This window comes from Caballeronia novacaledonica, assembly GCF_900258035.1.
Classification (GTDB): domain Bacteria; phylum Pseudomonadota; class Gammaproteobacteria; order Burkholderiales; family Burkholderiaceae; genus Caballeronia; species Caballeronia novacaledonica.
This window is the reverse complement of sequence record NZ_OGTP01000039.1, coordinates 1-26139: the sequence shown is the minus strand read 5'-3', so window position 1 is coordinate 26139 and position 26139 is coordinate 1. Positions and strand designations below refer to the sequence as shown.

Annotated in this window: 27 protein-coding genes; 12 read left to right on the top strand and 15 right to left on the bottom strand. The window is 65.3% G+C overall.

The genetic code is table 11. The annotated features are described in order from the left end of the window. Positions 1–16 precede the first annotated feature (16 nt). The 6 genes from aruF to NOV72_RS30660 all read left to right on the top strand — a co-directional run bounded on the left by aruF (position 17) and on the right by NOV72_RS30660 (position 6882). Positions 17–1063 carry an arginine/ornithine succinyltransferase subunit alpha gene (gene aruF / locus NOV72_RS30685; RefSeq protein ID WP_106858280.1) on the top strand — a complete coding sequence of 349 codons (1047 nt, stop codon included), beginning with the start codon at positions 17–19 and terminating at the stop codon, positions 1061–1063. Next, positions 1060–2088: an arginine N-succinyltransferase gene (gene astA, locus NOV72_RS30680; RefSeq protein WP_106858269.1), complete on the top strand. Its 1029-nt coding sequence runs from the start codon at positions 1060–1062 to the stop codon at positions 2086–2088. The genes aruF and astA overlap by 4 nt, the downstream gene beginning before the upstream one ends. Before the next feature lie 12 nt (positions 2089–2100). Beyond that, positions 2101–3573 (top strand): succinylglutamate-semialdehyde dehydrogenase, encoded by a 1473-nt coding sequence (gene astD, locus NOV72_RS30675; RefSeq protein ID WP_106858268.1) that lies wholly within the window; start codon positions 2101–2103, stop codon positions 3571–3573. Positions 3574–3585: 12 nt separating this feature from the next. Next, positions 3586–4938, top strand: coding sequence for an N-succinylarginine dihydrolase (astB, locus tag NOV72_RS30670; RefSeq protein ID WP_106858267.1), 1353 nt, complete (start codon positions 3586–3588; stop codon positions 4936–4938). Beyond that, a complete protein-coding gene (gene astE / locus NOV72_RS30665; RefSeq protein WP_106858266.1) occupies positions 4922–5932 on the top strand; it encodes a succinylglutamate desuccinylase in 1011 nt (336 codons plus the stop codon). The genes astB and astE overlap by 17 nt, the downstream gene beginning before the upstream one ends. A gap of 179 nt (positions 5933–6111) precedes the next feature. Further along, a complete protein-coding gene (locus NOV72_RS30660; RefSeq protein ID WP_245933221.1) occupies positions 6112–6882 on the top strand; it encodes an ABC transporter substrate-binding protein in 771 nt (256 codons plus the stop codon). A 45-nt stretch (positions 6883–6927) separates the two neighbouring features. Here the strand turns inward: NOV72_RS30660 and NOV72_RS30655 are convergent, their stop codons facing one another. The 6 genes from NOV72_RS30655 to NOV72_RS30630 form a co-directional block, all read right to left on the bottom strand. Continuing rightward, entirely contained in the window at positions 6928–7338 is a 411-nt protein-coding gene (locus NOV72_RS30655) for a type II toxin-antitoxin system death-on-curing family toxin (RefSeq protein WP_106858264.1), read from the bottom strand. Further along, positions 7338–7520, bottom strand: a complete 183-nt coding sequence (locus NOV72_RS30650; protein WP_146150067.1) for a hypothetical protein — start codon at positions 7518–7520, stop codon at positions 7338–7340. Before NOV72_RS30650 ends, NOV72_RS30655 begins: the two co-directional genes overlap by 1 nt. 61 nt (positions 7521–7581) lie before the next feature. Then, positions 7582–8445, bottom strand: coding sequence for an efflux RND transporter periplasmic adaptor subunit (locus NOV72_RS30645; RefSeq protein ID WP_106858262.1), 864 nt, complete (start codon positions 8443–8445; stop codon positions 7582–7584). A 39-nt stretch (positions 8446–8484) separates the two neighbouring features. Next, a complete protein-coding gene (locus NOV72_RS30640) occupies positions 8485–8688 on the bottom strand; it encodes a DUF1656 domain-containing protein (protein ID WP_106858261.1) in 204 nt (67 codons plus the stop codon). Beyond that, positions 8675–10855, bottom strand: a complete 2181-nt coding sequence (locus tag NOV72_RS30635; protein ID WP_106858260.1) for an FUSC family protein — start codon at positions 10853–10855, stop codon at positions 8675–8677. The genes NOV72_RS30640 and NOV72_RS30635 overlap by 14 nt, the downstream gene beginning before the upstream one ends. A 2-nt stretch (positions 10856–10857) precedes the next feature. Then, positions 10858–12369 carry an efflux transporter outer membrane subunit gene (locus NOV72_RS30630; protein ID WP_281261828.1) on the bottom strand — a complete coding sequence of 504 codons (1512 nt, stop codon included), beginning with the start codon at positions 12367–12369 and terminating at the stop codon, positions 10858–10860. A 169-nt stretch (positions 12370–12538) separates the two neighbouring features. Here NOV72_RS30630 and NOV72_RS30625 point away from each other — a divergent pair, with 169 nt between their 5' ends. Both NOV72_RS30625 and NOV72_RS32495 read left to right on the top strand, forming a co-directional pair. Further along, on the top strand, positions 12539–13477 hold the full coding sequence (locus NOV72_RS30625) for a LysR family transcriptional regulator (RefSeq protein WP_106858258.1): 939 nt from the start codon (positions 12539–12541) through the stop codon (positions 13475–13477). A 120-nt stretch (positions 13478–13597) separates the two neighbouring features. Further along, positions 13598–13747, top strand: a complete 150-nt coding sequence (locus tag NOV72_RS32495; protein ID WP_181291201.1) for a hypothetical protein — start codon at positions 13598–13600, stop codon at positions 13745–13747. Positions 13748–13764: 17 nt separating this feature from the next. Here the strand turns inward: NOV72_RS32495 and NOV72_RS30620 are convergent, their stop codons facing one another. From NOV72_RS30620 to wrbA, 5 genes are all read right to left on the bottom strand, one after another. Continuing rightward, a complete protein-coding gene (locus NOV72_RS30620; RefSeq protein ID WP_106858257.1) occupies positions 13765–14475 on the bottom strand; it encodes an SOS response-associated peptidase in 711 nt (236 codons plus the stop codon). A 50-nt stretch (positions 14476–14525) separates the two neighbouring features. Next, entirely contained in the window at positions 14526–15329 is an 804-nt protein-coding gene (locus NOV72_RS30615; protein ID WP_106858256.1) for a metallophosphoesterase, read from the bottom strand. Continuing rightward, positions 15326–16780, bottom strand: a complete 1455-nt coding sequence (locus NOV72_RS30610; RefSeq protein ID WP_106858255.1) for an FAD-binding oxidoreductase — start codon at positions 16778–16780, stop codon at positions 15326–15328. Before NOV72_RS30610 ends, NOV72_RS30615 begins: the two co-directional genes overlap by 4 nt. 160 nt (positions 16781–16940) lie before the next feature. Beyond that, the gene (locus NOV72_RS30605; protein WP_106858254.1) at positions 16941–17336 is read right to left on the bottom strand and encodes a DUF2069 domain-containing protein; all 396 of its coding nucleotides are present in this window, start codon (positions 17334–17336) and stop codon (positions 16941–16943) included. Then, on the bottom strand, positions 17333–17953 hold the full coding sequence (gene wrbA / locus NOV72_RS30600; RefSeq protein ID WP_014191049.1) for an NAD(P)H:quinone oxidoreductase: 621 nt from the start codon (positions 17951–17953) through the stop codon (positions 17333–17335). The genes NOV72_RS30605 and wrbA overlap by 4 nt, the downstream gene beginning before the upstream one ends. Before the next feature lie 90 nt (positions 17954–18043). Between wrbA and NOV72_RS30595 the strand changes: the two genes are divergently transcribed. Continuing rightward, on the top strand, positions 18044–19357 hold the full coding sequence (locus NOV72_RS30595; RefSeq protein WP_181291200.1) for a YihY family inner membrane protein: 1314 nt from the start codon (positions 18044–18046) through the stop codon (positions 19355–19357). Between the two features lie 18 nt (positions 19358–19375). Here the strand turns inward: NOV72_RS30595 and NOV72_RS30590 are convergent, their stop codons facing one another. From NOV72_RS30590 to NOV72_RS30580, 3 genes are all read right to left on the bottom strand, one after another. Then, the gene (locus NOV72_RS30590; protein WP_106858253.1) at positions 19376–19696 is read right to left on the bottom strand and encodes an Mpo1-like protein; all 321 of its coding nucleotides are present in this window, start codon (positions 19694–19696) and stop codon (positions 19376–19378) included. A 145-nt stretch (positions 19697–19841) separates the two neighbouring features. Next, entirely contained in the window at positions 19842–20684 is an 843-nt protein-coding gene (locus NOV72_RS30585) for an alpha/beta fold hydrolase (RefSeq protein WP_106858252.1), read from the bottom strand. Continuing rightward, a complete protein-coding gene (locus NOV72_RS30580) occupies positions 20681–22018 on the bottom strand; it encodes an O-acetylhomoserine aminocarboxypropyltransferase (RefSeq protein ID WP_106858278.1) in 1338 nt (445 codons plus the stop codon). Before NOV72_RS30580 ends, NOV72_RS30585 begins: the two co-directional genes overlap by 4 nt. A 240-nt stretch (positions 22019–22258) precedes the next feature. Here NOV72_RS30580 and NOV72_RS30575 point away from each other — a divergent pair, with 240 nt between their 5' ends. The 3 genes from NOV72_RS30575 (at position 22259) to aroC (ending at position 26003) form a co-directional block, all read left to right on the top strand. Next, positions 22259–22711 (top strand): CBS domain-containing protein, encoded by a 453-nt coding sequence (locus NOV72_RS30575; protein WP_106858251.1) that lies wholly within the window; start codon positions 22259–22261, stop codon positions 22709–22711. A 185-nt stretch (positions 22712–22896) separates the two neighbouring features. Further along, positions 22897–24837, top strand: a complete 1941-nt coding sequence (locus tag NOV72_RS30570; protein WP_106858250.1) for an MFS transporter — start codon at positions 22897–22899, stop codon at positions 24835–24837. A gap of 59 nt (positions 24838–24896) precedes the next feature. After that, entirely contained in the window at positions 24897–26003 is a 1107-nt protein-coding gene (aroC, locus tag NOV72_RS30565; RefSeq protein WP_106858249.1) for a chorismate synthase, read from the top strand. Positions 26004–26046: 43 nt separating this feature from the next. Here aroC and NOV72_RS30560 read toward each other — a convergent pair. Next, on the bottom strand, positions 26047–26139 hold a 93-nt coding region (locus NOV72_RS30560; protein ID WP_133246935.1), incomplete at its 5' end, for a 4Fe-4S dicluster domain-containing protein.

Below are 26139 nucleotides of genomic sequence, written 5' to 3'. Positions count from 1 at the left end.
CGACCAGGACCCGATGATGCTATTCGTCCGTCCCGCAAGACTCTCCGATCTCGACGAGCTCGAACGCATGGCGCGCGCGGCGCTTCCCGTGCTGCACTCGCTGCCGCGCGACCGGCGCGCGCTCGAAACGCGCGTCGCGCTGTCGGAAGACTCGTTTCGCGCCGAAGTCGAATTTCCCGGCGAGGAGTTCTATCTCTTCGTGCTCGAAGACGCGCAAACGGGCAGGCTGCTCGGCACGTCGAGCATCGTCGCGTCGGCGGGCTATTCGGAGCCGTTCTACGCGTTTCGCAACGACGCGCTGATTCACGCGTCGCGCGAGCTCAAGGTGAATCGCAAGATTCACGCGCTCACGATGTCGCACGAACTGACAGGCAAGAGCCGCCTGACGGGTTTTTACATCGATCCGTCGTTGCGCGACGAAGCGAACGATGCGGCGGCGCATCTGCTGTCGCGCGCACGCATGATCTACATCGCGGCGAACCGCAAGCGCTTCACGAGCGAAGTCTTTTCGCTGATGCTCGGCGTCACCGACGATGCCGGCGCGTCGCCCTTCTGGGATGCGGTCGGACGCAAGTTCTTCGGCCGCGACTTCGAGCAGGTGGAATCGGAATCGGGCGGGCGCAGCCGCACGTTCATCGCGGAAGTGATGCCGAGCTATCCGCTCTACGTGCCGCTGCTGCCCGGCGATGCGCAGCGCGTGCTCGGCGAGCCGAACGAAGGCACGCTGCTCACGTACGACATTCATCTCGAAGAAGGCTTCGAGCCGGACCGTTTCGTCGATATTTTCGATGCGGGCCCGGTGCTCACGATCGCCGTCGACAAGAGCGCATCGGCGAGTTCGAGCGAATTGCGCACGGTGCGCGACGGCGCGTCCGAAAACGGTACGCCGTATATCGTCGCGGCGGGCGGCGCGCATGAATTCCGCTGCATCGTCGCCGGGCTCGCGGGCACGCGCGCCGACGGCGCCGCACTGAGCGCCGCCGCGCGCGCCGCGCTCGGCGTGGAGGACAAGGACACGGTGCGTTGCGTGCCGTTGCATCAGGCATCGGGAGAATTGCAATGATCGTCGTGCGTTGCACGCAGCCGGGCGATGTCGACGCGCTCGTCGCGCTCGCCCAGGAAACGGGTCCGGGACTGACCACGTTCAAGCCGGATCGCGATGCGCTCGCGGCCCGCGTCGAACGCGCGCGCCGCACGCTTTCAGGCGACGCGCAAGCCTTCGAAGCAGGCTATTTCTTCGTGATGGAAGACACCGCGACGGGCGACGTCGCGGGCGTATGCGGCATCGAAACGGAAGTCGGGCTGGAGCAGCCGTTCTATAACTATCGCGTGTCGACGGTCGTGCATGCGAGCAAGGACATGGGCGTCTGGACGCGCATGTCGCTGCTCAACATCTCGCACGATCTGACCGGTTACGCGGAAGTGTGCTCGCTTTTCCTGAGCCCGCGTTATCGCACGGCGGGCGTGGGCGGGCTGCTGTCGCGTTCGCGCTTCATGTTCATCGCGCAGTTCACGGACCGTTTTCCGCAGCGTTTGTGCGCGGAATTGCGCGGCCATTTCGACGAGAACGGCGAGTCGCCGTTCTGGAACGCGGTCGGCTCGCACTTCTATCAGATCGACTTCAACGAAGCCGATTACCTCAGCTCGCACGGCAAGAAGTCGTTCGTCGCCGAGCTGATGCCGCGCTATCCGGTGTATCTCGACTTGCTGCCCGATGCCGCGCAACGCGCGGTCGGCGTCACGCACAAAGACACGACGCCCGCGCGCAAGATGCTCGAAGCGGAAGGGCTGCGCTACGAAAATCACGTCGATATCTTCGATGCCGGCCCGGTGCTCGAATGCCATACGGCCGACTTGCGCACGGTGCGCGAGAGCGTGCTGGCGCGCGTTGCGATCGGTTCGGATCGTCCGGAAATCGACGCGAAGAGCCTCGTATCGAACACGCTGCTCGACGACTTCCGCTGCGGCGCGACGAAAGGCGCGGTCGTCGATGGCTGCTTTACGTTGACATCGGAAGAAGCGGCTGCATTGCGCGTGAACGAAGGCGATCAGGTGCGCGTGCTGACATCGTATCCGCGCGCAAAGTGAATGAGAGACGACATGGAAATTTCGAACCAGTTGTATATCGGCGGTGACTGGCAGGAAGGCCACGGCGCGGCGTTCGCCTCGCGCAATCCGGGCACCGATGAAATCGTGTGGCAAGGCAAAAGCGCATCGGCGCAAGACGTGGATCGCGCGGTGTCGTCGGCGCGGCGCGCGTTCGCCTCGTGGTCCGCGCTTTCGTTCGATGAGCGCGTCGCGATCGCCAAACGCTTCGCGTCGCTTCTGAACGAGAACAAGGAAGCGCTCGCGAACGCGATCGGCCGCGAAACGGGCAAGCCGTTGTGGGAAGCGCGCACGGAAGTGGCGTCGATGGCGGCGAAGGTCGATATCTCCGTGCAGGCGTATCACGAGCGCACCGGCGAAAAGCGCGCGCCGATGGCCGATGGCGTCGCGGTGTTGCGGCATCGTCCGCATGGTGTCGTCGCCGTGTTCGGGCCGTACAACTTTCCGGGGCACTTGCCGAACGGACATATCGTGCCGGCGCTGATCGCGGGCAATACGGTCGTGTTCAAGCCGTCGGAACTCGCGCCCGGCGTCGCGGCCGCGACGCTCGCACTGTGGATTCAGGCCGGATTGCCCGCGGGCGCGCTCAATCTCGTGCAGGGCGAGAAGGATACGGGCGTCGCGCTCGCGAATCACCGGCATATCGACGGACTGTTTTTCACCGGCAGCTCGGACACGGGCACGTTGCTGCACAGGCAGTTCGGCGGCCGTCCCGAGATCGTGCTCGCGCTGGAGATGGGCGGCAACAACCCGCTCGTCGTCGCGAACGTCGAAGATATCGACGCAGCCGTGCATCACACGATCCAGTCGGCGTTTCTGTCGGCGGGGCAGCGCTGCACGTGCGCGCGCCGTCTCTTCGTTCCCGACGATGCCTTCGGCGAGCGCTTCATGCAGCGGTTCGTCGAGGTGAGCGCGAACATCCGCGTCGGCCGATTCGACGACGAACCGCAGCCGTACATGGGCGCCGTGATTTCGGCGCGCGCGGCGGCGCGTCTCGTCGATGCGCAGGCGCGTCTGATCGAAGCCGGAGCGAAACCGGCGCTCGACATGGCGCAGCGCGCGGCGAATCTGGGCTTCGTGTCGCCCGCGATTCTCGACGTGACCCACGCGCGCGACGTGCCCGACGAAGAGCACTTCGGCCCGATGGTGCAGGTCACGCGCTACCAGACCTTCGACGAAGCGATCGAGCGCGCGAACGACACCGCGTACGGCCTTTCCGCAGGTCTCCTCGCCGACGACGAAGCCGCATGGAAGCATTTCCAGCGCACGATCCGCGCGGGCATCGTCAACTGGAACCGGCCGACCAACGGCGCGTCGTCGGCGGCGCCGTTCGGCGGCATCGGACGCTCGGGCAATCAGCGGCCGAGCGCGTATTACGCGGCGGACTATTGCTCGTATCCGATGGCATCGGTGGAAAGCGAGCAGTTGCAGATGCCCGCGAGCGTATCGCCGGGGCTTCAGTTCTAAGGACAAGGATTCATGATGCAGGCATCGAAAGCATACGAGGCGAACTTCGACGGGCTGGTCGGCCCGACGCACAACTACGCGGGACTTTCATTCGGCAACGTCGCGTCGCGCAGCAACGAGAAGTCGGTGGCGAATCCGAAGGCCGCCGCGAAGCAGGGCTTGCGCAAGATGAAGCGGCTCGCGGACCTCGGTTTTCAGCAGGGCGTGCTGCCGCCGCTGGAACGCCCGTCGATCAGGCTGTTGCGCGATGTCGGCTTTTCCGGCGACGACGCCAGCGTGATCGCCCGCGCCGCCCGCGAAGCGCCCGAGCTGCTCGCCGCCGCCAGTTCCGCATCGGCGATGTGGACCGCGAATGCCGCGACCGTGAGCCCGTCGGCGGATACCGAAGACGGCCGCGTGCATTTCACGCCCGCGAATCTCGCGGCCAAGCTGCATCGTGCGATCGAGCATGGCGAAACGCGGCGCACGCTTGCCGCGATCTTCGCCGATGAAGCCCGCTTCCGCATTCATCACGCGCTGCCCGGCACGCCCGCGCTCGGCGACGAAGGCGCGGCGAACCATACGCGCTTCGCGCGTGAGTACGGCGCGAAGGGCGTCGAGTTTTTCGTGTATGGCAAGAGCGAGTACGGTCAGGGGCCGCAGCCGCAGCGCTATCCCGCGCGTCAGACGCTCGAAGCGAGCCGCGCGGTCGCGCGTCTGCACGGCCTTTCCGGCGATGCCACCGTGTTCGCGCAGCAATCGCCCGACGTGATCGACGCGGGCGTGTTTCATAACGACGTGATCGCGGTCGGCAATCGCACGACGCTCTTTTGCCACGAACGCGCGTTCGTCGATCAGCACAAGGTCTACGACGAATTGCGCACGAAGCTCGAAGCGCAAGGCACGCCGTTCACCGCGCTCGAAGTGCCGGAAAGCGAAGTGAGCGTGGAAGACGCGGTCTCGTCGTATCTCTTCAACAGCCAGTTGCTCTCGGCCACGGACGGCAGGCAACTGCTGATCGTGCCGCAGGAATGCCGCGAAAACGCGCGCGTGGCGGCTTATCTCGATTCGCTCGCGTCGCGCAAGACGCCGATCGACGAAGTGCTCGTCTTCGATTTGCGCGAGAGCATGAAGAACGGCGGCGGCCCGGCGTGCCTGCGCCTGCGCGTCGTGCTCGACGATGCCGAGCACGCTGCGGTCAATTCGCGCGTCTGGATGAACGACGCGCTTTTCCCGCAGCTCGACGCGTGGATCGACCGGCACTATCGCGACCGTCTCGCACCCGCCGATCTCGCCGATCCGAAGCTGCTCGCCGAATCGCGCGCGGCGCTCGACGAACTGACGACCATCCTCGGACTCGGTGCCGTCTATGACTTCCAGCGCTGATTTTCTGGACGACTTTCTGACGTTCACGCTCGCCGATCAGCGTCCTGACGCAACGTCGGGAACGACGGCTTCGGGCGTGCGCTGGACGTGGCAAGGCGAAGGCGTGCTGTTGCTCGAACCCGCGCAGGAACCGACGCACAGCGTGCTCGTATCGGCGGGCATTCATGGCGATGAAACCGCGCCGATCGAGATGCTGTCCTCGCTCGTCGCGGATATCGCGCGTGGCCGCGCGGCGCTTGCCGCGCGCGTGCTCGTCGTGCTCGGCAACATCGGTGCGATGCGCGCGGGCGATCGTTATCTCGACGACGACCTCAATCGCCTGTTCAGTGGGCGCCACGCGCGTTTCGAGCAGAGCCGCGAAGCGCCGCGCGCCGGCGAACTCGAACGCGCCGCGCTCGAATTCTTCGCTGCCGCCGCGCATCCGAAGTGGCACATCGATATGCATACGGCGATCCGCGCATCGGTGTTCGAGCAGTTCGCGCTGTTGCCGCACACGGGCGCGCCGCTCGCCCGCGCGATGTTCGACTGGCTGCGCGATGCGCGTCTGCAAGCCGTGCTGCTGCATCGGGAGAAGGGCAATACCTTCACGCATTTCACGGCTCAGGAAGCGGGCGCGCTCGCCTGCACGCTGGAGCTGGGCAAGGTGCGGCCGTTCGGCCAGAACGATCTCGCGCGCTTCGCGGCATCGGATGCGGCATTGCGCCGCCTGATCGCCGGCGAAGCGAACGCGGAACATGCGCCCTTGCGCGTGTTCACGGTCGTCGCGCAGATCGACAAGCAAAGCGAGCACTTCGTGCTGAACGTCGCGAGCGATGTGCCCAACTTCACCGCGTTTGCGGCGGGCACCGAACTCGCGCGTGACGGCGAATATCGCTATCGCGTGTCGCACGATGAAGAGCGCATCGTGTTTCCGAATCCGAAGGTCAAGCCAGGGTTGCGCGCTGGCCTCATGGTCGTCGACACCACCGAATCGACGCTCGCTTCTCTCGACTGAACGCGCCGGGCCCGGCTTGCCGCGAGTCCGCGCGCGCTACAATCGCGCCCCGGTGTTCGATGCGCCGCGCATTGCGTGCGGTGCGCGGCCACATCGCGACACCCGTTTCGAAACGCAATGGAAGGAGATGAAAGTTGAAAAAATCGCATCTGATCGGTCGCAAGTTCGCCGCGTTCGCGGTGCTGGGCGCCACCATCGTCACGGGCGTCGCCGCGTTGAACGCGCAGGCCGCCGATAACATGAAGGAACTGCGCTTCGGCGTCGAGGCATCGTACGCGCCGTTCGAATCGAAGTCGCCGAGCGGCGAGCTGCAGGGCTTCGACATCGACATCGGCAACGCGGTGTGCGCGAAACTGAAGATGAAGTGCGTGTGGGTCGAGAATTCGTTCGACGGCCTCATTCCCGCGTTGCAGGCGCGCAAGTTCGACGGCATCAATTCCGACATGACGATCACGGACAAGCGCAAGGCCGCCATCGATTTCACGGATCCGATCTACACGATCCCGAATCAGCTCATCGCGAAAAAGGGCAGCACGATCCGGCCGACCGTCGATGGTCTGAAGGGCAAGCGCGTGGGCGTGCTGCAAGGCTCGATCCAGGAAACCTACGCGAAGGCGAAGTGGGCGCCGGCGGGCATCGATGTCGAGTCGTATCAGGCGCAGGACCAGATTTACGCGGATCTGGCGTCGGGTCGTCTGGATGCGGCGTTCCAGGATGCCGAAGCGGCGTCGAAGGGCTTTCTGAAGCAGCCGCAGGGCGCGGGTTTTGCGTTCGCGGGGCCGGCCGTGTCGGATGACAAGCTGCTCGGTTCGGGCGTGGGCTTCGGCGTGCGCAAGAACGACAAGGCGTTGAAGGAATCGCTCAATCGCGCGCTGAAGGAATTGAAGGACGACGGGACGATCGATCGCTTCGCCGCGAAGTACTTCGATGTGAAGGTGGTGTTGAAGTAAGGCGGCAGGTCGATGAGCGAGGCGCCCTGACGTAGCGTCGGGCGCCTAGGCCGGCAGGTTCGATTCGCGCGGGCCGTATATGACTGACAAATAGTCGGCGAGGTCTTCGCGCTCGACCTTGCCTTGCGCGACTTCCACCATGATTTCGACCAGTTGGACTTCGATCTCGGGTCCGGCTGGCAAGTCGTAGCCTTCCAGATCCAGGAAGGCAAGCGCACATACGAGCGCGGTGCGCTTGTTGCCGTCATTGAACACATGTCCGCGTGCGATGGCGACCGCGTACATCGCGGCTATGCCGAATATATCGTCCAATCCGGCGTAGTACGCGTGATTCTCTACGCGCGCCAGGACTGCTTCGACACCTCCGATGCCCGCTTGCCCATAACCGGGCAACCCGCCTTCCGCGAAAAGAATGTGATCATGGACCGTGATGACGTACGGCGCGTCAAGCAGCATCAGCGCTTCGCAAGTTCTTTGATGGCGACGTTGTGGGCGGAAATGACCCTGCTGATCGCGTCCGTCACGCGCTGACGTGCTTCAGGCGTAGACATATCCACGGTCCTGGTCGAGCGCGGTGGAATCTTGACGCGGGGAGGGATCGCGTCCCTCGCCAGCCCGCCGATGGTCTTGGATGTCATTTGCCGATCCGGTAAAAAGTCCGGGTACATTCTACTCATATCCGCTGCCGCCGATGCGTGCTCAACTCGACGGCGCAATCACCACCGTACACGTCGTCCCCGCACTCAGCAGCAACCCATCCGGCACGTCATCGATATGCACGCGCACCGGCACGCGCTGCGCGAGCCGCACCCAGTTGAACGTCGGGTTCACGTCGGCGAGCAGTTCGCGGCTTTGCGGATTGTCGCGGTCATAGATGCCGCGCGAAATGCTCTCCACATGTCCCTTCAGCTCGCCGCCGCTCATCAGGCGAATCGACGCCTTGTCGCCGATGCGCACGTGCGGCAGCTTCGTTTCCTCGAAGTAGCCGTACACCCAGAACGAATGGCTGTCGACGATCGCGAGCTTCGCCGCGCCCGCCGTCGCGTAGTCGCCGCGAAAGACGTTCAGGTTCGTCACGTATCCGTCGACCGGCGAAAACACCTTCGTGCGCGCCAGATTGAGCTTCGCGGCATCGAGCGCGGCCTGCGCCTGCTGTAACTGCGCTTCGGCGGTCGAGGCGGCCTGCACCGCGTTTTCGCGCGCTTCCTTCGACACGACCTGACTGTCCATGTCGGCGCGTCGCGCGGCATCCGCACGGCGCATGCGCAGTTCGGCCGCCCGCGCCGCGACGGTCGCCTGCGCCTGCTCGACCGCGATCTGATAGTGCGACGGATCGATCTCCATCAACAGATCGCCTTTTTTCACGAGCTGGTTGTCGCGGACCGGCAACTGCACGACGGCGCCCGACACATCCGGCGCGACATTGACGACATCCGCGCGCACGCGGCCGTCGCGCGTCCACGGCTCGTCCATGTAATGCACCCACAGCACCCGTCCGATGACGAGCGCGACCGCGAAGATGGCGATCGTCAAAACCAGACCGATGATTTTCCGAAGAATCATGATGCAACTCTTTTTCAGCGTGTATGAAAGTGATGCCGCTCAGCGATACGCGACGAGCCCGAGCGTGCCGCAGATGCACACGAGCAGGCTTGCGCGAAAGAGCGCCGGATGCCACACCACGCGATAAAGTCCGGTCAGCGAGAGCACGCGGTCGACGACCCACGTGATTATCGCGCCCGCGATGAAGAGCAGCAGGATCGTCGGCACATAGGCTTCGAGGATCGCGACGTTACGCGGGAACATGAGACGCTCCTTCGTGCGTGTGGTTTTCGGCGGGCGCAAACTGCGCGAACGGTGATTCGCGATCGAGCAGCGCGGTGCGGATGAAATGCAGGTGACTCGCGATGCGCTGCAGGCGATGTCGCTCCTCGCGCGACTGGTCGGACGAAGCGAGCAGCGCCTGCGTATCGGCAATCGCGCGCTGTGTCGCGGCAAGCGCGGCGTCGAAGCGCTTCGCCTGCGGACGATCGAAAAGCCGCGCGACGGCATCGAGCGTCGCATCGACGAAGCGTCGCCAGGACATCGGCGCGCCGCCCGGCAGCATCGCCATTTCGCGCCGCAAGTCGATCACCGCATTGCCGAATTCGAGCACGGCGAAGAGCCATTGCAGCGCGTCGCGCTGCAAATCGGCGCGGCCATTGGCGAGCGCGTTGATCTGCGAGAGCAGGTCGCGCGTGCGGCTCTCGAAGTGCGTCGCGAGACTGGCGAGACGTCCGCGGCGCGCGTTCACGACTTCGCGCCGCAAGTCGCGAAGCAGCAGATGACGCAGCCACGGCGCATCGGTCGGCAGGAGCACGGCGAAGGCGATCGCGGCGACGATCATCGACAGCACGAGCGCGATCGCATCGTTCATGTAGCCGGTCGGATCGTAGTGGACGAGATTGTCCGGCCCCGCGAGAAAGCAGAAAAAGATGCAGTAGCCGATGCCCACGCCCGCGAGCGCCGGCCGCGTGCTCAGATACGCGCCGAGCAAAAGGGCGGGCGCGAGCGCGGCGCACATCATCGCGAAGCCGTCGATATGCGGAAACACGCCGAACACGACGATCATGCCGGCGAGCGCTGCGAGTATCGTGCCCGCCGCCATTTGTGCGGACATGAGCGTCGGGCGCGGCGAGGACGAAGCGAGCGCGCACACGGCCGCGGCGTTGAGCACCATCGTGCCGCCGCTCGGCCACGCGGATTCGATCCAGAACGCGGAGAGGACGAACATCACGACCGCGCCGCGCAAGCCCGAGATGGCCGCCGCGAACAGGTTGGTCTTCGGCACGTAACGTGCGATCCAGCGTTCGCGTTCGTGCGACGGCGAGGTCAGCGACGCGTACGTTTCGGCATACGCGAGCATGTCGTCGACGAAGCGGTAGAGCAGTTCCGCGGCGGTATCGAATTCCAGTTGCGCGAAGTCCGGATTTGCTTCGAGCGCGCCGCGCGCCGCGCGCATGCGCTTCGGCAACGCGGCCTTGTAGTCGCGCAATTGCGCGGCGGCGTGCGCGGCGTCGGCGGCGTTTTTCACCGCCTCGCCCGATAGCGACAACAACGGCGGCACTTCGCGAAAGAACGGTTCGAGCGCGGCGGTGGTCGTCGCCGACGCGTTCTCGCGCAGCCGGTTCATCAACTGATGCAGCGCGTGAAAGCGCGTCGATGCGCTCATGAACTCGCTGTTCAGACGCGCGAGCCGCCCGCCGCGCATACGCGACTCGGGATTCTCGAACACGGCGACACTGCGCGCCGCCTCGAAGCCGACGATATCCGACACGAACGCGAGATTCGTCCGCTCGATCTGCGCACGCTCCATATTGCCCGACAGCGCGCGGCACACGTAATCGACGAACTGCGTGAAGCGCCGGCGCACTGTCGTGCGGACCTGCTCGCCCGCGTGCTGCGGAAAGATGAGCGCGCTCACCGCGCCGGAACACACGATGCCGAGCGTGACTTCGCTGACGCGCGTGAGCGCCGACAGATACGCGCCGTCCGGATGCTGCGCCGCCGGAATGCCGATCAGCGCGGCGGTGTAGCCCGCGAGCACGAAGCCGTACGAGCGAAAGTTGCGGTTGCGCGCCGCGCCCGCCGTGCAGATGCCGACCCACAGCGCCGTCGCGGACAGAAACAGCACCGGCTGCTGCGAGAACAGGCTGATGAAGATCATCATCACGACGAGCCCGACCATCGTTCCGCAGAAACGGTAGAAGCTCTTGGCGAGCACCATGCCGCTTTGCGGCTGCATCACGACGAAAACCGTGGTCATCGCGGTGCGCGGCTGCGACATGTCGAGGCGCATCGCGATCCACAGCGCCAGAAGCGCGGCGAGCACGGCCTTGAAGATATAGATCCACGCGAGGCCGTCGGTGCGCGCCCAGTCGAGCAAGGCCAGCCTGAGCGATGGACGTTCGTTGAGCGTAGCGGGCGTCGACATGTTCAATTGCGCGCCTTGCTGAACGGCCCGATGTGCTTCGACGGCGCGAGCGCGGTTGCTTCGGGCCCGTTGGACGGATCGTCGATGCCGCCGCCGAGCGCCGACGTGAGCGTCGCGTACGACGCGAGCCGTTGCGCGCGCACGCGCGCCTGTCCGTCCTGCGCCTTGAGCAACTGTGTCTGCGCGATCAGCACGTTCAGATAATCGGTGAGCCCGCGCTTGTAGCCGGCGTTCGCGAGATCGTAGTTCTTTTGCGCGGCGGCGACGGAGCGCCCCGACGCTTCGAGCTGCGTGTCGAGCGAATGCACGCGCACGACCTGATCGGCGATGTCCTTGAGCGCCGCGACGAGCGTCGCGTTGTAGTGATCGACGGCCTGATCGTATTGCGCCGATGCCGCGCCGAGCTGCGCGCGCAGGCGTCCGCCTTCGAAGATCGGCAGCGAGATCGCCGGGCCGAAGCTGTAGCCGGACGCATCGCGCGTCAGGAAACTCAGCAACGCGCCGCCCGCGAACGCCTGTGTCAGCGACGCCGCGAGATTGATGTTCGGGTAGAAGCCGGCCTTCGCCACATCGATGCCGCGCGCCTGTCCCGCGACCATCCAGCGCGCCGCGACGATATCCGGCCGATGTCCGACGAGTTCCGCCGGCAGCGCGGAGGGCAGGGGCAGCGGCGTCGCGAGCGAGAGCGCCGGGCGCGTGAGCGCTTCGCCCGCGCCCGGACCTTCGCCGGCGAGCGCGGCCAGTTGATTGCGCGCGAGCAGGATGTCTTCCTTGTAGATATCGACCTGACGCTCGTACTCGGGCAAGGGCGCTTCGGCCTGACTCACTTCGAGCTGCGTGCCGAGACCGCCTTTCAGCCGCCGCCGCGCGAAATCCGCGATGCGCTCCTGCTGCGCGAGCGTGTCCTGCGCGATATCGAGCAGCGCGAACGCCTGCGAGAAGCCGACGTAAGCGCGCACGACGTTCGTTTCGAGTTCGAGCTGCGCGGCGCGCGCATCGGCGGCGCGCACATGGGCGATGTCGAGCGCGCGTTCGGCGTTGTTGTCGTCGCGATGCCAGACGTCGAGGTTGTAGGAGAGCGAAAGTCCTGCCGTGTTGTCCCAGGTCGTGGTATCGGCGTACGGGCCGGGGCCGTAAAAGTCGTTATTCGGCCAGTTCTTGCGGGCGACACTCATCGCGCCGTCCACGTGCGGCAGAAGCTCGGAGCGCGCGACGCCCGCTTGCTGCCGCGCTTCGCGCACGCGCGCGGCGGCCATCGCGAGCGTGGGGCTGCCGTTGGTCGCGCGTGTAACCCAGGCGTCCAGTTGCGGATCCTGATAGGCGCGCCACCATTCCTGGCCGGGCCATTGGGCGTCGGCGTTGGCGGCGCGAATGGCGCTGCCGGCATCGAGCGTCGATGCATCCTTGAGCGAATCTTGCGGCGCGTTCTTGCCGATGCTCGCGCATCCGGCCATTGTTAATATTGCTGTAAGAACGGCGGCACAAGCAGCGCTCCTGGACACTCGCCCTCGCACGATTCACTCCCAATTTCGAATTAGATTCAGGGAAGTGATTATATTTTTGCGGGGATTGTGGAATAACCCGTAAGGATGCAAAGCATTCTTACGAGAGATGTGATAATCGTCGTTACCGGTCGTGCAACAATTCGACCCACGAACAGTTCTTGAAGACGGAATTAACGCCATGGACACGCTCCAGAACATGCGCGTATTTGTGCGGGTCGTCGAAGCGGGCAGCTTCACCGCGGCCGCGCAGCATCTCAATACGACGACGGCCTACGCCTCGCGGGCCGTGTCGGACCTCGAAGCGCATCTGCGCGCGCGCCTGTTGAATCGCACGACGCGGCGCATCGCGCTGACCGAAGCGGGCGAGCGCTATCTGCAGCGCTGCGAGCAGATTCTCGCCTATGTCGATCAGGCGGAAGCCGAGGCCGGCGACGCGCACGCGCGTCCTTCCGGCAAGCTCAAGGTCCATTCGATGACGAGCTTCGGCCAGCACTACATCGTGCCGATGATCTCGCGCTATCAGCAGCGCCATGCCGCGGTGCAGGTCGATCTGACGCTCGCGCAGCGCGTGCCGGATCTGCTCGACGAAGGCTACGACGTGTCCGTCGTGCTCGCGTCCGATCTGCCGGATTCCGGACTCGTGTCGGCGCGGCTCGGCTCGGTGTTCAGCATCGCGTGCGCGTCGCCGGCTTATATCGAGCAGCATGGCGCGCCGCACGTGCTGTCCGATCTCGTGCGCCATACCTGCCTGCATCTGATGACGCCGGTGTTTCCGCCGGATCGCTGGGTGTTCGACGGCCCGAACGGTCAGGAGACGGTGAGCCTCGGCCCGTCGACGTTCACGGTGAATGTCGCCGAGGCGATGGTCGTGGCGATTCGCGAGAGCATGGGCATCGGCGTGCTGCCGACGTCGTCTGCGCTTCCCGGCCTGCGCGCGGGCACGCTCGTGCGCGTGTTGCCGCAATACACGATGCAGGAGCTGAACGTCTACGCGCTCTACGCATCGCGCCAATACCTCGACGCGAAAATCCGCACGTGGGTGGAGTTCCTGCGCGATGCGCTGCCCGCCACGCTCGCGGCGGACGAGGAATCGCTGAAGGAGTTCGTCGTCAACTGAAATGCGGTGCGCGTTCAGTTACGAAAAAAGCCGCGGAGCAACACTTGCTTACGCACGATGTGCCCGCAGCTTGTTACTTTCTGCACTGGTTCCACTGCACGTTTAACGGGGATAAGTCACATGAGTACGCCACTTCTGCTCGCACTCGCCGCGCTTCTGGTGCTGATCGCCGTTCCGGCGTCGCGCGATCTCTTCAACGCCATGCGCGCGCAGTCGGAGCGCAACGCGAAGCGCCGCCTCGTGCCGGTGCGCATCGACGACGATCGCTGATCGTTCGCGGACAGCGTTCAGAGCAGCGTTTCGAGCGGCTCGATCAGTCGCGGTTCGTCGTTCGTTGCGCGATTCACGTCGCTCGACACGCGATGCCACACGAAGTGCGACGCCGGCACGCCGTCGGTCCTGACGAGCGCCGCGAGATCGTCGAGCGATGCGGCGGGATCGAGCCAGCGCCGCGCGACGGCGGAGGGGAACACGAGCGGACGGCGGTCGTGCACGTCGATCAGCCCTTCGTCCGCCGCGGACGTGACGATGACGAAACCCGCGCCGGGCGCGGCGGCGTCTTCGTCGCGCATGATGCTGGTGAGCGCGGCGAGGTACATCGGTTCGCCGTCCGCGCGCCGAATGAAGTACGGCTGCTTGAAGGGCTTCGCGGCCGGATCTGTCGGGCGCGGCTCGATGCGCCATTCGAACCAGCCGTCGGCCGGCACGAGAATGCGCGCCTTCCTCCACAAGTGTTTGAAATAAGCGCTCGTCGCGGCGGTCTCGACGCGCGCGTTGATCGTCTGCGGCAGCTTCTTCTGGATGGCCCACGGCGGGCAATAGCCCCAATGCACCGCGCGGATCGTTTCGTCCGGATAGACGGCGAGCGGATGCGTGCCGGGCGCGAGGTTATAGCCGGGACGCCGGTCGGCGGCGTCCACGAGCACGAACGGATTTCTCAGATGCAGGCGTTGCGCGTAATGCATCGGCAGTCGGTACTGGCTGATTCGGCCGCACATGGCGTTCCTCCGCAAAGTCCAACACGGTTCCGTGCTTCTTTACCGGCGTTTCAGATTTCGACGACCTTGTCCCACGCGAACGCGGGATTCTCCCATTGCTGGCGGCGGCGGTCGAAATAGCCGCGCGGATTGCAGACGACACGCGTGCCCTCGACGACGTAATCGAACGACGTATGCGTATGCCCGTGAATCCACAGCGACGCGGGCGCGCGCGCCAGCGACGGCAGATGATTGACGAAGCCCGCCGACACGAGATCTTCCGCGTAGCGCGGCGCGAGGCTCTGGCGCATCGGCGCATGATGCGTGACGACGATCGTCTGGCCCGCGAACGGTTTGGCGAGCTCGCTTTCGAGCCAGCCGCGCGCCTGTTCGTGCAGCGCGAGCGAGTCGTCGGGAGCGAATTCGCGATGCTCGCCTTCGGGTTCCGGCCAGGCGAGCTGGATCAGGCCTTTGTAGTCGAGCATGACTTTCGTGCATGCCTGCTTCGCGTTCTCGATATCCGCTTCACCGGACCCGAACAGCGCGAAGTCCGTCCAGAGCGTCGTGCCGAGCACGCGCCACGCGCCACGGCGATCCACCAGCGACGCGTTGTTCAGATAGTGCACGTTATCGACGCTGCGCGCGGCGTCCTGCATCGCGGTTTCCATCGCGCCGAACTCGGCGTCGTAATACTCGTGATTGCCGGGCACGTAGACGACGGGAACGTCGGAACCGAAATTTTCCGCGGCCCAGCGCAGGCCCTCGGCGTGATTGTGAATGTCGCCGGCCAGCACGACGAGATCGGCCTCGGCGTAGGGAATCGCCAGCGGCTCGTCGCATTCGAGATGCAGGTCCGACAGCACGCGAATCTTCATGCGATGTTCTCCTTCGCAAGCGGCGCGCCCCCATGCACGACCTTGCCGGGATTCATCAGGTTGTCCGGATCGAGCGCGGCCTTGATCGTCTGCATGAGGCGCACTTCGACCGGCGACTTGTAGTGCATTGCTTCATCGACCTTCAACTGGCCGAGACCGTGCTCCGCGCTGATGCTGCCGCGATGTTTGTGCACCTGGTCATACACGAGCGTGTTGATCGGCGTCTGGAATTCGTCGAGGAACGGTTTCGCATCGACGCCTTCGGGCGCCTGCACGTTGTAGTGCAGATTGCCGTCGCCGAGATGGCCGAACGTGACCATGCGAGCGCCGGGCACCGTATTCGCGATGATCGCATCGGTTTCGTCGATGAAGCGGCCGATACTCGAAATGGGCACGGCGATATCATGTTTGATGTTCAGGCCTTCCTCCGCCTGCGCGAGCGGAATATGCTCGCGCAAATCCCAGAAAGCCTGCGACTGCGCGAGGCTTTCCGCAACCACGGCGTTTTCCACGATTCCTTTGTCGAGCGCTTCTTCCATCAGCCGCTCGAACAGGGCGCGCGCGTGTTCGTCGCTTTCGCTGTCGGAGAGTTCGAGCAGCACGGTCTGTCCGTGCGGCTCGTCGAACGGATAGCGCAGTTGCGGGAAGTGCTTGCCGACGAGGCGCATCGAGAAGTCCGACATCAACTCGAAGCCGGTCAAGAGCGCGCCCGCGTGATGCTGGGCCAGCGAGAGGAAATCGAGCGCGGCGTGCGGCGACGCGAGCCCGGCCAGCGCCGTGACCTTCGCGACCGGCGCGGGATGCAGCTTCATGACCGCGGCCGTGATGATGCCGAGCGTGCCTTCCGCGCCGATGAAGAGATCGCGCAGATCGTAGCCGGTGTTGTCCTTGCGCAGCCCCCGCAGGCCGTCCCAGATCTCGCCTTGCGGCGTCACGACTTCGAGTCCGAGGCACAGTTCGCGCGTGTTGCCGTAGCGCAGCACGCCGGTGCCGCCCGCATTCGTCGAAAGATTGCCGCCGATCGTGCAGCTTCCTTCGGCGGCGAGACTCAACGGGAACAGCCGTTGCGCGCTTTCGGCGCGCGCCTGAATCTCGGCGAGCACGACGCCCGCTTCGACGGTCATCGTGTTGTTGTGCGGATCGACGCCGCGAATCCGGTTGAGCCGCCTCAGGCTGACGACCGCTTGCGCGCCGCTCGCATCGGGCGTCGCGCCGCCGGCGAGGCCGGTATTGCCGCCCTGCGGCACGATCGCGACGCGATGTTCCCGCGCGAGCCGCACGACGGCCGCGACCTGCGCCGTATCGGCGGGCAGCAGCACGGCGCATGCGTTGCCGCGATAGCGCTTGCGCCAGTCGACGAGATAGGGCTCGGTATCGTGGGCGTCGGTGAGAACGTGCGGCGGGCCGAGAACGTCGGTGCAGGCGGCGATGAAAGCTTCGGTGGCGGTCATGAGCGGATGAGCAAGAATTCCGGTAGAGCGTAGTGCACAGTATCGCGCAGGGATGCGGCGCGCGATCCTCGTCCGAATGGCATAGGCATGCGCGCCGGGCGGCGGTTCGTGCTACAAAGCATCACGTCGGCGCGATGCACGCATCAAAAAAGCGGACAGATCAGCTTTTTTTCGAACGAGCGTTCAAGCGGGCGGCACGTTTGAAAGGCGCGACGTAAGCGAGGGCGCAGACGAAGAAGGCGAGCGCGAGGAGCGCTTCGAGCCAGGCGAGCGAGGCGGAGCGGCCCGCATCCGTCATGCCGCGCACGACGCCTTCGGCGAGATATAGCAGGACGAGCATCGACGCCCATTGCAGCGTGTAGACGTTCTTGCGCACGACGCCCGGCAGCGCGCACGCGAGCGGCAGCGCCTTCAACGCGAGCGCCCATGCGCCGGGCCGCACGGGTGCGAGCCACAGCTCCCAGGCGACCGTGAGCACGATGAGCGCGGCGAGACTCGCGAGCGCGCCACGCGCCAGGACGGCGTTGGGGCGCGCAGCGGAGATCGGCGTGGTCATGCCGAACGGGCGCCGCGCACGAGATTGAGCGCGGTGCGCGCGAGCCGTGCGCCGAGCGCAATGGCGAGCGCTTTCTCGTCGGCGGAAATGCCGTGGCGCTGATTTTCGTCGCCGCCCGCGCGCGCGTGGTGCGACGCGCCGTAGGGCGTGCCGCCGCTTTGCGTCGTGGTGAGCCGCGACTCGGTGTACGGAATGCCGACGATCATCATGCCGTGGTGCAGGAGCGGCAGCATCATCGAGAGCAGGGTGCTTTCCTGTCCGCCGTGCAAGCTGCCGGTCGATGTGAAAACGCTCGCCGGCTTGCCCGCGAGTGCGCCGGAAAGCCACTGCGGCGTCGTGCCGTCGAGGAAGTATTTGAGCGGCGCGGCCATGTTGCCGAAGCGCGTCGGCGAGCCGAGCGCGAGACCCGCGCATTCTTCGAGATCGCGCAACTCGGCGTAGGGCGGGCCGTCGGCGGGAATGTCGGGCCGGGTGGCTTCGCAGACGGTGGACACCGGCGGCACCGTGCGCACGCGCGCCTGCATGCCGGGGACGCTGTCGACGCCCTGGGCGATGGCGAGCGCAAGCTCGCGGGTCGCGCCGTGGCGGCTGTAGTAAAGCACGAGGATGTCGTTCATAAGGCTTTTTTAGTGAACGGCTATTATAGGTATTGGGTGATTTTCGTGGCGAGACGCGGCTTTGCGCGGGCAGGCCGCCACGACGGGAGAATGCGTTTGCAGCACGTTTCCATCGATCTCGCGGCGGTCAAGCGCCTCGCCGGCTTCGTCGCGCGGCGCATCGGCGAAGACCGCGTCGCGCAAGTGGCGGGCAGCCTCACGTTCACGAGCGTGCTGTCGCTCGTGCCGCTCGCCACCGTCGCCTTCGCGCTCTTCACTGCGTTTCCGATCTTCGGCTCGTTTCAGGCGTCGTTGCAGGATTTTCTCGCGGTGCACCTGATGCCGCCGCAGATCAACGACCAGATCTTCAAATATCTGAATCAGTTCGCGTCGAAGGCGAAGGGGCTGACGACCGTCGGCATGATCATCCTGTTCGTGACCTCCGTCATGACGATGATGACGGTCGAGTCCGCGTTCAACGTGATCTGGCGCGTGAAGAAGGCGCGGCCGTTCGCGCAGCGCGTGCTCGTCTACTGGGCGATCATCACGCTCGGGCCGATTCTCTTCGGCTGCAGCCTGTCCATCTCGTCCTACGTCTTCGCGCATTCGATCGCATTCGCGGGTTCGCACAACCTGATGCCGCCGATCATCGAGTGGGCGCTGACCGGAATCTCGCTGCCGCTCACGGCGCTCGCCTTCACGTTCATCTACGTGTACATGCCGAACTGCAAGGTGGAATGGCGCGATGCGATCGTCGGCGGGTTGATCGCGGCCGTTGCCTTCGAACTCGGCAAGCGCGGCTTCGGCTATTACGTGCGGCGCATTCCGACCTACACCGCCGTCTATGGCGCGTTCGCCGCGCTGCCGGTGTTCCTGCTGTGGGTCTATCTTTGCTGGATGTTCGCACTCGTCGGCGCGATGGTCACGTCCGCGCTGCCCGCGATTCGCACGGGGCAGTATCATCGGCGGGATTTTCCGGGCAGCGATCTGCTCGATGCGCTCGAAATTCTCGCGCGGCTCGTCGAGGCGCGCGACGAGGGCAAGCCCGGCCACACCGCGTTGCAGCTTTCCAGCATGGCGCGCTGCGACCTGGATACGTCGACACGCCTGATCGCCCGGCTCGACGCGCTCGGCTGGATCGGCCGGCTGGAAGATTCGCGCTTGCCGCGCTATGTGCTGATCGCCAATCCGAGTCAGATCACGGTGACGATGCTGTTCGAACAGTTCGTGATCGACCGCGCCGAACTGGAATATCAACTGAAACTGGACGCGGCGCAGGTGGATTGCGCCGCGCTCATGAACGCGCTTGCGAACGACAAGCTGGAGATCACGCTCGGCTCGCTGATTGCCGCGCGCGTGTCCGCGCTCACGAGCGCGCCGCCGCGCGAGGCACCGCGCTCGTCGATGCCGGAGCAGCCCGCGTGATCGGACGCCCGACGCCGGTCAGAGCGAAATCTTGCCCACGCAGATGTCCTTGAACATCACCCAGTCGCCCATCAGGCTGTACACGGGATGACGAAACGTCGCGGGGCGATTCTTTTCGAAGAAGAAATGGCCGATCCACGCGAAACCGTAGCCGCAGACGACGGCCGCGGGCAGCCAGAGCCAGTCGCCCGTCGCAATCGACATCGAGAGGCAGCCGATCACGCCAAGCGAGCCGATGAAATGCAGCCTGCGCGAGACCAGATTTCGGTGTTCGTCGAGGTAAAAGGGATAGAACTCGGCGAAATTCGCGAAATGTTCACCGTGTGCGGTGTGCGCCATGACGGCCTCCCTGATGATGCCTGCTGGTGTCGTGCGGGCGGTGTGCGCCTGTCTGACGTTTGGCCAGCAAGAACCATTCTGCGACTGCGATGCGCGCCGTGCAAGCGGCCGCCGCTCGCTTGCGCGGTGCGCCGCACGCGCGCGTTCAGCCGGCCTTCGTTTCGGCTTTGACGCAGCCGAGTGCGAACGCGAACAGCGTGTCCAGCGTTGCGTCGGGCTGCTCGGACATCAGCGCGTGTCCGGCGTCGAGTTCCACGGTTTGCACCGCGGCGCCGGCTTTCCTCAATGCATCGACCAGTGGCCGGGCGGCGCGCGGCGGCGTCATCATGTCGCGCTTGCCGCTCACGATATGCACCGGGCAGCGCACGGCCGACGCGCGTTCGAGCGCAGCCGCGTAGGTGTTGCAGGCGCTGAAATCGGTATGGAAGAGGAGCGCTTCGCCGCGCAGGCTCACGCGCTCCATGAGCCGCTGGTTCACGCCGTGCAGCCAGAAGCCCGGCGCGGGACTCGACGGCTTCGCGGCGATCGTGGAATGCGACCACTGATTGACCATCGCGATCGCCTCGGGCTCGTGCTCGCGGGCGGCGTCGAGCAGCGTGTCGGAAACGGCCATCGGCGCGGCGGTCGCGAGCAGGGCGAGGCCCGCCGTGCGCGCGGGATAGCGGCCCGCGATGTCGAGCGCGATCAGCGAACCCATGCTGTGGCCGACGAAGATCGCCGTTTGCACGCTCGCCGCGTCGAGCACGGCGATGACCCAGTCGGCGAGTTCGCCGATGGTCGGCAGCGCGGGCCCCTCGCTTCGTCCGTGACTCGGGAGATCGAGCGCGAGCACGCCGAAGCCGTGATGCGCGAAATAGCGGGTCTGCAACGCCCACACGCTGTGGTCGTGCTCGGCGCCGTGAATGAACACGACGGCAGGCCGGGCGGTGTCGAAAGACTTGCCGCCGGTGTAGGCGTAGGCGGCGCGGCCGTGGACGTCGAGAATCATGCGCGGCTCCCGGGCGGCGCGGCGGCACCGGCGGCCCGAGCGCTTTCGGCGGCTTTCTGGGCGGCCTTCAGCGCGCGCTTGAGATCGTCGATGAGATCGTCCGGGTCTTCCAGTCCGATCGAGAGACGGATGCGCCCCGGCCCGATGCCCGCGGCTTCGAGCGCGGCGGCGTCCATGCGGAAGTGCGTCGTCGAGGCGGGATGGATCACGAGCGAGCGCGCATCGCCGACGTTCGCGAGATGCGAGAACAGCGTGAGCGTTTCGATGAACTTGCGCGCCGCCGGCACGCCGCCCTTCAGATCGAAGCTGAACACCGCGCCCGCGCCGCGCGGCAGCAGTCGCTGGGCGAGGGCGTGATCGCGATGCGTCGGCAGTTCGGGATAGGCCACGCCGTCCACCGCCGGCGAACCCAGCAGAAATTCGATCACCTTGCGCGTATTCGCGACATGCCGATCCATGCGTAATGGCAACGTCTCGATGCCTTGCAGCAGTTGCCATGCGGCTTGCGGATGCAGGCACGCGCCGAAATCGCGCAAGCCTTCGCGCCGGGCGCGCAGCAGGAAGGGCGCGACCGTGCTCTCTTCGGCGAACACCATGCCGTGAAAGCCGTCGTAGGGTTCGGTGAATTCCGGGAAGCGTCCGCTCGCGGTGAAATCGAAGGTGCCGCCGTCGACGAGCACGCCGCCGATCGTCGTCCCGTGCCCGCCCAGAAACTTCGTCGCCGAGTGATAGACGAGGTCCGCGCCATGCTCGAACGGGCGCAGCAAATAAGGCGTCGTGAACGTGGAATCGACGAGCAGCGGCGCCGCGTGCTCGTGCGCGATTTCCGCGACGCCCGCGATATCGAGCACGTCGAGGCCGGGATTGCCGAGCGTTTCGCCGAAGAAAAGCCGCGTGTTCGGCCGCGCTGCCGCACTCCATGCATCAAGATCGTGCGGCGGCACGAAGGTCGTTTCGATGCCGAAGCGCCGCAGCGTGTAATGCAGCAGGTTGTGCGAGCCGCCGTAAAGCGCGCTCGACGCGACGATATGCGAGCCCGCGCCCATCAGCGTCGCGATGGCGAGATGCAGCGCGGCCTGGCCGCTTGCCGTGCCGATGGCGCCGACGCCGCCTTCGAGCGCCGCGACGCGTTCCTCGAACACCGCGACGGTCGGATTCGAGATGCGCGAGTACACGTGCCCCGAACGCTCCATGTTGAAGAGCGCGGCGGCGTGATCGCTGTCACGAAAGGTGAACGACGTGGTCTGATAAATCGGCGTCGCGCGCGCGCCCGTGACGGGATCGGGCGCGGCGCCCGCGTGCAGCGCGAGCGTGTCGAAACGGTTGGCTGGCATCATAGGCGGCCGGCGCGCGAGGCGGTGCCGGCAGGCGGCGAAAATGAGGGTCAATCATCGTAACATCGGATGCGCGCACCCAAACCTAGGGCGAACGCTTGTCGAAAAAGGCGCAAAGCCTTGTCCGTTCGGCTGATGCGGGCGATGTTCGCTTTCCTTTTGCGGGCCTTTCCGATAGCATCGATTTATGGATTCATCACCGTTTGGGCATCTGAACAGGCATTTCGCGAGGAGACAGTCATGCGAGTCAGCGACATTCTGAAAGTGAAGGGCAACACGCTCTTTACCGTGACACCCGATACGCCGCTCTCCGACGCGATCGACACAATGGCCGCGCACGATATCGGCTCGCTCGTCGTCATGGAGTACGGCGACCTGGTCGGCATGCTGACCTTCCGCGAGATCATCCTGACCTTGCACAACAACAGCGGCTCGGTCGGCGCCACGACCATCCGCAAGGTCATGGACGACCATCCGCTCACGTGCACGCCGGAAACGGACGTGAACGAGGTGCGCCGCATGATGCTCGAACATCACGTGCGCTATCTGCCCGTCATGGAAAAGCGTCAGTTGATGGGCGTCATCTCGTTCTACGATGTGGCGAAGGCCGTCGTGGAAGAGCAGGGCTTCGAGAATCGCATGCTGAAGGCGTATATCCGCGACTGGCCCGAGCAGCAGGAAGAAGCTCGCTAAGCATTGACATCGTGCCGCGAGGCGTCGCGCTTCGCGCAAGGTTCAGCACATGCAGCGCGCCCTCATGGCGCGCTTTTTTTCGTCTGGCCCGAGGGCGAAGTCAGCCTTCGGCCCGTTCTTCGTTTCATTCGGATTCGATCGCCGCATGCCCGGCATCAACGCCGAACTCAATCACTACGCAAGACATGAATGACAATCCGATGCGCGCTTCGTCGCGCACTTCCCGACGCGCCCGCGCCGAAGGCGAAGGCCAGTTCAGCCTCCTGCGCGAGCAGCGCTTCGCGCCGTTTTTCTGGACGCAGTTCCTCGGCGCGATGAACGACAACATCTTCAAGGTCGGCTTCACGTCGCTCGTGACGTTTCAGGCGGCGCGTTTTTCGGGCGTCGATCCGAAGACGGCCGCGTTCCTGATTTCCGCGATTTTCATCGTGCCGTTCGTGCTGTTCTCGGCGACATCCGGGCAGATCGCCGACAAATACGACAAGGCCGTGCTCGCGCGCCTCGTGAAGAGTTTCGAGATCGTCGTGATGCTGATCGGCGGCGCGGGCTTTCTGTTGCACAGCGCGCCGCTTCTCTATGCCTGCACCTTTCTGATGGGCGTGCACTCGACCGTGTTCGGGCCAGTCAAGTATGCGTATCTGCCGCAGCATCTCGATTCGCACGAGCTCGTCGGCGGCAACGGGCTCGTCGAGATGGGCACGTTCGTCGCGATCCTGATCGGCACGATCATCGGCGGTGCGGCGGCGGGCGCGACGCAGCATGGCGCGATGCTGCTCGCCATCGCGTGCATCGCGTTCGCGATCATCGGGCGCGTCGCCTCGGCATTCGTGCCGAAGTCGGAGGCGTCGCAGCCGGATCTGCGCATCAACTGGAATCCGGTTTCCGAGACGTGGCGCAATCTCAAGCTCGCGAAGTCCGACCGCACCGTGTTTCTGAGCCTGCTCGGGATTTCGTGGCTGTGGTTCGTCGGGGCGACCTTTCTCACGTCGTTCTTCAATTTCGCGAAGGACGTGCTGTCCGCCGATCCCGATGTCGTGACCATTCTTCTCGCGACGTTTTCCATCGGCATCGGAACGGGATCGCTCTTGTGCGAGCGGCTCTCGAAGCGCCGCGTCGAAATCGGGCTGGTGCCGCTCGGTTCGGTCGGCATCAGCGTGTTCGCGATCGATCTCTTCTTCGCGAGTCATCGCATCGCGCCCGCGGGACACCTGCTCAATGTCGGCGAATTCCTGCTGGCGTGGCCGCACTGGCGCATTCTGATCGATCTGTTCCTGCTCGCGATGTTCGGCGGCTTCTACAGCGTGCCGCTCTATGCGCTGATCCAGGCGCGCAGCCAGCCGACGCACCGGGCGCGCATCATCGCGGCGAACAACATCCTGAATTCGTTCTTCATGATCGTCTCCGCGCTGATGGCGCTCGCGCTGACGTCGTTCGGCGTCGGCATTCCGGGGCTCTTTCTGACGACCGCGCTGCTCAATGTCGTCGTCGCGGTCTATATCTATTCGCTCGTGCCGGAGTTTCTGCTGCGCTTTGTCGCGTGGATTCTGGTGCACACGTTCTATCGCATCCGGCTCATCGGCGCCGAGCGCATTCCGGCGCATGGCGCGGCCGTGCTCGTGTGCAACCACGTGAGTTTCGTCGATGCGGTCGTCATCATGGCCGAAAGTCCGCGGCCGATCCGCTTCGTGATGGATCACCGCATCTTTCGCACGCCGGTCCTCGGCTGGATGTTCCGTCACCTGAAGGCGATTCCGGTCGCGCCCGCGCACGAGGACGCCGGCATGCTCGAACGTGCCTACGCCGCATGCGGGCAGGCGCTGCAAGAGGGCGATCTCGTCTGCATTTTTCCCGAAGGCAAACTCACGCGCACGGGCGAGATGAATCCGTTCCGGCACGGCATCTCGGAAATCTTGCGACGCCATCCGGCGCCCGTCGTGCCGATGGCGCTGCGCGGGCTCTGGGGCAGCGTGTTCTCGCGCCACGAGGACGCACAATGGCCGCGCCCGGTCCAGCGCGGTGCGATGACGCGGCTGACGCTCGCGGTCGGCGAGCCGATCGCGCCGGAAGACGCGACGCCGCAGCATCTGCAGGAAGTGGTGAGCGCGCTGCGCGGCGCAAGGCGCTGAGCGGGGCGGCGCTGGCATAATAGCGGTTTCCCCCGACACTTTTTTTCAGGTCGACGCTCATGTCCGGCAATACCCTTGGCACGCTCTTCACCGTCACGAATTTCGGCGAGTCGCACGGTCCGGCGATCGGCTGCGTGATCGACGGCTGCCCGCCCGGCATGACGCTCACGGAAGCCGACATCCAGATCGAACTCGATCGCCGCCGGCCCGGCACGTCGCGTCACGTCACGCAGCGGCAGGAGGCGGATCAGGTCGAAATTCTTTCCGGCGTGTTCGAAGGCGTGACGACCGGGACGCCCATCGCGCTGCTGATCCGCAATACCGATCAGCGCAGCAAGGACTACGGGAATATCGCGGAGACGTTCCGGCCGGGTCACGCGGACTATACCTATTGGCAGAAGTACGGCGTGCGCGACCATCGCGGCGGCGGCCGTTCGTCGGCGCGCCTGACTGCGCCGACGGTTGCCGCGGGCGCGGTCGCGAAGAAATGGTTGCGCGAGAAATTCGGTCTGGAGACGCGCGGCTGCATGAGCGCGCTGGGTGAAATCGAGATTCCGTTCGTCGACTGGCAACATGTGCCGGAGAACCCGTTCTTCTCGCCGAACGCGGAGATCGTACCGCAACTCGAAACGTACATGGACGGGCTGCGGCGCGATGGCGATTCCGTCGGCGCGCGCATCGAAATCGTCGCGACGGGCGTGCCGGTCGGACTCGGCGAGCCGCTGTACGACCGGCTCGACGCCGACATCGCCCACGCGATGATGGGCCTCAATGCGGTGAAGGCCGTCGAGATCGGCGCGGGCTTCGCGAGCGTCGCGCAACGCGGCTCGCAGCACGGCGACGAGATGACGCCCGAGGGCTTCGCCGCCAACAACGCGGGCGGCATTCTCGGCGGCATTTCGAGCGGACAGGACATCCGCGTGTCGATCGCGATCAAGCCGACGTCGAGCATTCGCACGCCGCGTCAGTCGATCGACAAGCAAGGCGCGAGCGCGACCGTCGAAACCTTCGGCCGTCATGATCCTTGCGTCGGCATTCGCGCCACGCCGATCGCCGAAGCGCTGCTCGCGCTCGTGCTGATGGATCACGCGCTGCGTCATCGCGCGCAATGCGGCGACGTGGTGGTCGAGACGCCGAAGATCGCGGCGCACATTCCGTCGAAATAAAAGAAAAGGGCGCCGGTTTCGGCGCCCTTCGTTCTTCCTGACCTTACATGTTCGGATAATTCGGCCCGCCGCCGCCCTCCGGCGTGACCCACACGATGTTCTGCGTCGGGTCCTTGATGTCGCAGGTCTTGCAATG

Coding starts and splice junctions, on each gene's coding strand:
- NOV72_RS30610 (WP_106858255.1), bottom strand. CDS start 16,780: ATGACCGCCACCGAAGCTTTCATCGCCGCCTGCACCGACGTTCTCGGC.
- wrbA (WP_014191049.1), bottom strand. CDS start 17,953: ATGAACGACATCCTCGTGCTTTACTACAGCCGCCACGGCGCGACCCGC.
- astA (WP_106858269.1), top strand. CDS start 1,060: ATGATCGTCGTGCGTTGCACGCAGCCGGGCGATGTCGACGCGCTCGTC.
- NOV72_RS30570 (WP_106858250.1), top strand. CDS start 22,897: ATGAATGACAATCCGATGCGCGCTTCGTCGCGCACTTCCCGACGCGCC.
- astD (WP_106858268.1), top strand. CDS start 2,101: ATGGAAATTTCGAACCAGTTGTATATCGGCGGTGACTGGCAGGAAGGC.
- NOV72_RS30590 (WP_106858253.1), bottom strand. CDS start 19,696: ATGGCGCACACCGCACACGGTGAACATTTCGCGAATTTCGCCGAGTTC.
- aroC (WP_106858249.1), top strand. CDS start 24,897: ATGTCCGGCAATACCCTTGGCACGCTCTTCACCGTCACGAATTTCGGC.
- NOV72_RS30575 (WP_106858251.1), top strand. CDS start 22,259: ATGCGAGTCAGCGACATTCTGAAAGTGAAGGGCAACACGCTCTTTACC.
- NOV72_RS30645 (WP_106858262.1), bottom strand. CDS start 8,445: ATGATTCTTCGGAAAATCATCGGTCTGGTTTTGACGATCGCCATCTTC.
- NOV72_RS30605 (WP_106858254.1), bottom strand. CDS start 17,336: ATGACCACGCCGATCTCCGCTGCGCGCCCCAACGCCGTCCTGGCGCGT.
- astB (WP_106858267.1), top strand. CDS start 3,586: ATGATGCAGGCATCGAAAGCATACGAGGCGAACTTCGACGGGCTGGTC.
- NOV72_RS32495 (WP_181291201.1), top strand. CDS start 13,598: ATGAGTACGCCACTTCTGCTCGCACTCGCCGCGCTTCTGGTGCTGATC.
- NOV72_RS30635 (WP_106858260.1), bottom strand. CDS start 10,855: ATGTCGACGCCCGCTACGCTCAACGAACGTCCATCGCTCAGGCTGGCC.
- NOV72_RS30595 (WP_181291200.1), top strand. CDS start 18,044: ATGCGTTTGCAGCACGTTTCCATCGATCTCGCGGCGGTCAAGCGCCTC.
- aruF (WP_106858280.1), top strand. CDS start 17: ATGCTATTCGTCCGTCCCGCAAGACTCTCCGATCTCGACGAGCTCGAA.
- NOV72_RS30585 (WP_106858252.1), bottom strand. CDS start 20,684: ATGATTCTCGACGTCCACGGCCGCGCCGCCTACGCCTACACCGGCGGC.
- astE (WP_106858266.1), top strand. CDS start 4,922: ATGACTTCCAGCGCTGATTTTCTGGACGACTTTCTGACGTTCACGCTC.
- NOV72_RS30580 (WP_106858278.1), bottom strand. CDS start 22,018: ATGCCAGCCAACCGTTTCGACACGCTCGCGCTGCACGCGGGCGCCGCG.
- NOV72_RS30640 (WP_106858261.1), bottom strand. CDS start 8,688: ATGTTCCCGCGTAACGTCGCGATCCTCGAAGCCTATGTGCCGACGATC.
- NOV72_RS30650 (WP_146150067.1), bottom strand. CDS start 7,520: ATGACATCCAAGACCATCGGCGGGCTGGCGAGGGACGCGATCCCTCCC.
- NOV72_RS30625 (WP_106858258.1), top strand. CDS start 12,539: ATGGACACGCTCCAGAACATGCGCGTATTTGTGCGGGTCGTCGAAGCG.
- NOV72_RS30620 (WP_106858257.1), bottom strand. CDS start 14,475: ATGTGCGGCCGAATCAGCCAGTACCGACTGCCGATGCATTACGCGCAA.
- NOV72_RS30615 (WP_106858256.1), bottom strand. CDS start 15,329: ATGAAGATTCGCGTGCTGTCGGACCTGCATCTCGAATGCGACGAGCCG.
- NOV72_RS30655 (WP_106858264.1), bottom strand. CDS start 7,338: ATGCTGCTTGACGCGCCGTACGTCATCACGGTCCATGATCACATTCTT.